Below are 895 nucleotides of genomic sequence, written 5' to 3' on the forward strand. Positions count from 1 at the left end.
ATACAGACCGCTGTAAAACACAACGCAAACTTGGGCATTACCAAGAACCGTGGAAAGCAACGGAAGCGCCAGCAGCTTCACCATCATAGGAAGCTTGAACAGTTACCGCAGTGTTCGCAGAGGTGTTGAACTGAAGACCACCAGCGATTGCAGTGCTACCATCGTACTCACCAACAGCAACAGCGTAGCCGTTTTCAGCGCGGTTGTAGTGGAGGTTAGCAGAAGCAGATGCCATTGCACCAACAGCTTTCACTTGCTTACGAACTTCTTTGATATCACGTTCGTTTTTGCTGATACGCTGACCATTCTGTTCCAGCTTGGTGATGCGCTGTTCGTGGTTAGCCAGTTGCTTGGTGTTGCTGGTGATACGAGTTTCATGGCTCGCAATCTTACCATCAACTACCGCAGAGCGCTGAGTGAAAGTAGTCGTGTCAACTTTCTGAGACAGACCGGTAGCGAGTGCTTTGTCCTGACGCTGTTGGTCAGCGGTGAACACCGACGTTTTAACACGGTCGTTGATTTCTTTGTCCTGAGCAGCTTGTTCGCTGTCATATTTGGACTGGTCAACTTTCTTAGCAATCAGCTTGCTGTTAGTATCAGCAGATTTCTGAGCACCATCAGCCGCAGACTGAGCCTTAACCACATCACCTTTAACAGCCATTACTTTGGTGTCAACGGCAGTTTCAGCGGCCTTAGCACGAGTCACTTCGTTGTTCAGAGCAGTGTCCTGACGAGTCTGGTCTGCCTTGAAATCAGAAGTGCTAACTTTCTGAGCGACTTCGCCAGCCAGTTGAGTGATACCAGATTCGGTCTTAGTGACACGACCGTCCAGACCTTTCTCAGCAGCAGTAGCACGGTCAGTTTCAACTTTAACCGATTTGTCTACGTCAGCCTG

The 895-nt window shown here is 49.4% G+C and carries 1 protein-coding gene; it reads right to left on the minus strand.

The window, feature by feature from the left end; genetic code table 11:
* Positions 1-37: 37 nt before the first annotated feature.
* Positions 38-895, minus strand: an 858-nt coding sequence (locus N1032_RS24265; protein WP_259543047.1) for a hypothetical protein, incomplete at its 5' end; no start/stop codon positions are given.

Origin of the sequence: Herbiconiux daphne, assembly GCF_024979295.1 — a bacterium.
Classification (GTDB): Bacteria; Actinomycetota; Actinomycetes; order Actinomycetales; family Microbacteriaceae; genus Herbiconiux; species Herbiconiux daphnes.